This is a genomic window from Bradyrhizobium sp. (assembly GCF_049691595.1).
GTDB lineage: Bacteria > Pseudomonadota > Alphaproteobacteria > Rhizobiales > Xanthobacteraceae > Bradyrhizobium.
In genome coordinates this window covers 1-3,075 of the sequence record NZ_JBAVNZ010000673.1, presented here as the reverse complement: position 1 = coordinate 3,075, position 3,075 = coordinate 1, and the positions used below count along the sequence as shown (strand labels likewise).

Sequence of the window (3,075 nt, the reverse complement as noted above, 5' to 3'; positions counted from 1 at the left end):
ATGACGAGGGGCGCGACAACTCCCTCACGAACTCGGCGCTTGCGCTTTCAGGCAAAATTTGCGCATGAAAATCCCTGCCCGCGGCGACACTGCCGCGCCCCGATTTTTTCGGCAACGAAAGCATAAGGAGTTTTGTCCATGCTCAAATTCTACTTCAACGGATCGCCCAACCCGACCAAGGTCGCGCTCTTCCTCGAGGAGGCCGGCATCGCCTATCAGCCGGTACCGGTCGATACCCGCAAAGGCGACCAGTTCAAGCCGGAATATCTCGCCGTCAATCCGAACGCCAAGGTGCCCGCCATCGACGACGACGGCGTCAAGGTGTTCGACAGCAACGCCATCCTGCTCTACCTCGCGGAAAAAACCGGCAAGTTCCTGCCGGCCAACACGCCGGCCAATCGCGCCGAATTGCTGTCCTGGCTGATGTTCGTCGCCACCGGCGTCGGGCCGTTTTCCGGCCAGGCCGTCCACTTCAAGCACTTCGCGCCGGAAAAGGTCGACTATGCCCATAACCGCTACCAGTTCGAGGCGCAGCGGCACTTTTCCATCCTCGACGATCACCTCGCCAAGCGCCGCTACATGGTCGGCGACACCTACACCATCGTCGACATGGACGTGTGGGGCTGGGCGCGCATGATCCCGTTCATCCTGGGCGAGGAAGCCGTCGCAAAATACCCCAACGTCAAGCGGCTGCTCGACGAGATCTCGGCGCGGCCGGCGGCCGCAAAGGCGATCGCCCTGAAGGACAATTTCAAGTTCAAGGCGGAAATGGACGACGAGGCACGCCGCAACATGTTCAGGCATCTTGCGGTGAAAGCCGCCTGATCGCGGCACCTTGGCGCGTTCCGGGACACGCGTCGTCGCGCGGTCCCGGAATGACAACGGCGATCATCAAACCGCGGCGAGCTTGCGCGCTTCTGGAAACGGCCCGAGCACGCGCTCGACCAGCGTGGAGTCGCAATATTCCTTGATCTCCTTGATCCTGCCGTTCTCGATGCGGAACACCATACAGTATTGATTGTCGTAGCGTAGTCCCGCCTTGGTGACGTTGTCACCACGCGCCTCCACCGCGACATAGTCACCATCCGCGATGAAATTGTATCCGACGATCCGCGGCCGCTCGGCAAAGAACGAGCGGAAATGGCCCATCAGGCCGTTGAGGATCGCCTCACGTCCCTTGAACTGATGCGACCACGAATACTGGCCGGTGACGATCCAGCTCGCATCGTCGGCGAGATTGTCGGCGAACGTGGTCCCGCTGCGATTGGCCGCATCCGCGTAGACCTGCTGCACGAGTTTCCTGTTGGCTGCCGCGCTCATGGGCTGTTTCTCCGTTGATCCGATGTTTCAGATCATCGCGCGCCCCGCGTCATTCTTCCAATCGATAATGAGTATGATATATATTCATGCGATGAATTTGAATTCGCTCGACCTCAATCTGCTGGTCGCGCTCGACGCGATGCTCAGGGAAGCCAATGTCAGCCGCGCGGCGATGCGGATCGGACTGTCGCAGCCGGCCGCGAGCCACGCGCTGCAGCGGCTGCGCGACCTGATCGGCGATCCCCTGCTGGTACGATCCGGCGCTCGGATGGAGCTGACGCCGCGGGCGCAGGCGCTGCGCGGGCCACTGGCGCAGGCGCTCGACCAGGTGCGCGGGCTGTTCACCCCGGATCACTTCGACGCCGCGCGGAGCGAACGGCAGTTTCGCCTGATGATGCCGGACCTCGCGGTCGAGTTATTGATGCCGCCGCTGATGGAGAAGATCACGCAGGCGGCGCCGAACGTCCGCATCGACGTGGTGCCGTGGCGGGGACCGTCGATCTTCACCGCCGAGTTCGCGCGCACCATCGATCTCGTGATCTCAATCGGCGACGCGTTCAAGGGGTTTCACCGCAAGCTGCTCTATACCGACAGCGATGCGCTGGCGGTGCGGCGCGGTCACCCCGCCGGGGCGAGACTGAAAACCCGCGAGGCTTTCCTGAGCGCCCGGCATGTCGCCGTCATCATCCGCGGCCAGAACGAGGATTTGATCGACGGCTGGCTGCGCGCCAAGGGCATCGAGCGGCGGATCGCGCTGGTAGTGCCCGGCTATATCGAGGCACTGCACGTCGCTGCGCGCACCGACCTTGTCGCCTTCGTGCCGCGCCGGCTGATCGCTGCCCTGTCCAGACAATTGTCGCTGGTGACGGTTGCGCCGCCGTTCGACCCCGGGGTCGACGAGCAGTTCATGTTCTACCCGACCCGCGCCCAGATGGACCCCGGCTCGATCTGGCTGCGCCAGTTGATGCTGGAAACCGGGCGAGATCTCGGGCGCGGCAAGCGGCACGGCGCTTAAGCAAGACGAGCCTCAACTCAGCTCATCTGCCATCGCCTTGCGCACCGCCGGCCGCTCCGCCATGCGCTTGCGGTGATCGATCACCTTCACGCGCAGCAAAAGCCCGAGATCAACGGCGCGCCGTCCGTCCGGATCACCGGATGCCCGGCGACTTTGGCCGGCCTTCGCGGTTGCCCGCGGCCGCGCTCCCATGCGATGACGATGCCCGACATTGAGGGCCACTCATGACCGTACTCATCGCCGGCGGCGGCATCGGCGGGCTGACGCTCGCGCTCAGCCTGCACCAGATCGGCGTTCCCGCAAGGGTGTTCGAGAGCGTGTCCGAACTGAAACCGCTCGGCGTCGGCATCAATGTGCTGCCGCATGCGGTGCGCGAGCTGGTCGAGCTCGGCCTGCACGACCGGCTCGACGCCTCGGGCGTGCGCACCAGCGAACTTGCCTACTTCTCCAAACACGGCAAGCCGATCTGGAGCGAGCCGCGCGGCATCGAGGCCGGGTACCAATGGCCGCAATTCTCGATCCACCGCGGCACGCTGCAGCAGATCCTGCTGGACGCCGCGACCGAACGGTTGGGGCCTGAAAATATCCTCACCAGCCACCATCTCACCGGCTGGAAAGAGACAGCCGACGGTGTCCGCGCCGAATTCATCGACAAGGCGACCGGCAAATCGACAAGTCACCATCAAGGCGCGCTCTTGATCGCCGCCGACGGCATCCATTCCGCGATCCGCGAAAAGCTC

At 63.8% G+C, this 3,075-nt stretch carries 5 protein-coding genes; 3 read left to right on the top strand and 2 right to left on the bottom strand.

What is annotated here, in order from left to right; all coding sequences use genetic code 11:
- Positions 1–138 precede the first annotated feature (138 nt).
- Positions 139–825: a glutathione S-transferase family protein gene (locus tag WCE35_RS27000; protein WP_424596363.1), complete on the top strand. Its 687-nt coding sequence runs from the start codon at positions 139–141 to the stop codon at positions 823–825.
- 66 nt (positions 826–891) lie between these two features.
- Here WCE35_RS27000 and WCE35_RS26995 read toward each other — a convergent pair whose 3' ends face one another.
- The gene (locus WCE35_RS26995) at positions 892–1,320 is read right to left on the bottom strand and encodes a nuclear transport factor 2 family protein (RefSeq protein WP_424596362.1); all 429 of its coding nucleotides are present in this window, start codon (positions 1,318–1,320) and stop codon (positions 892–894) included.
- Between the two features lie 91 nt (positions 1,321–1,411).
- On the opposite strand from WCE35_RS26995, the gene WCE35_RS26990 reads away from it, so the two are divergent.
- Entirely contained in the window at positions 1,412–2,335 is a 924-nt protein-coding gene (locus WCE35_RS26990) for a LysR family transcriptional regulator (protein WP_424596361.1), read from the top strand.
- 12 nt (positions 2,336–2,347) lie between these two features.
- Here the strand turns inward: WCE35_RS26990 and WCE35_RS26985 are convergent, their stop codons facing one another.
- A complete protein-coding gene (locus tag WCE35_RS26985) occupies positions 2,348–2,557 on the bottom strand; it encodes a hypothetical protein (protein ID WP_424596360.1) in 210 nt (69 codons plus the stop codon).
- Between the two features lie 2 nt (positions 2,558–2,559).
- Between WCE35_RS26985 and WCE35_RS26980 the strand changes: the two genes are divergently transcribed.
- Positions 2,560–3,075: FAD-dependent monooxygenase (locus WCE35_RS26980; RefSeq protein ID WP_424596359.1), on the top strand; the 516-nt coding region annotated here is incomplete at its 3' end.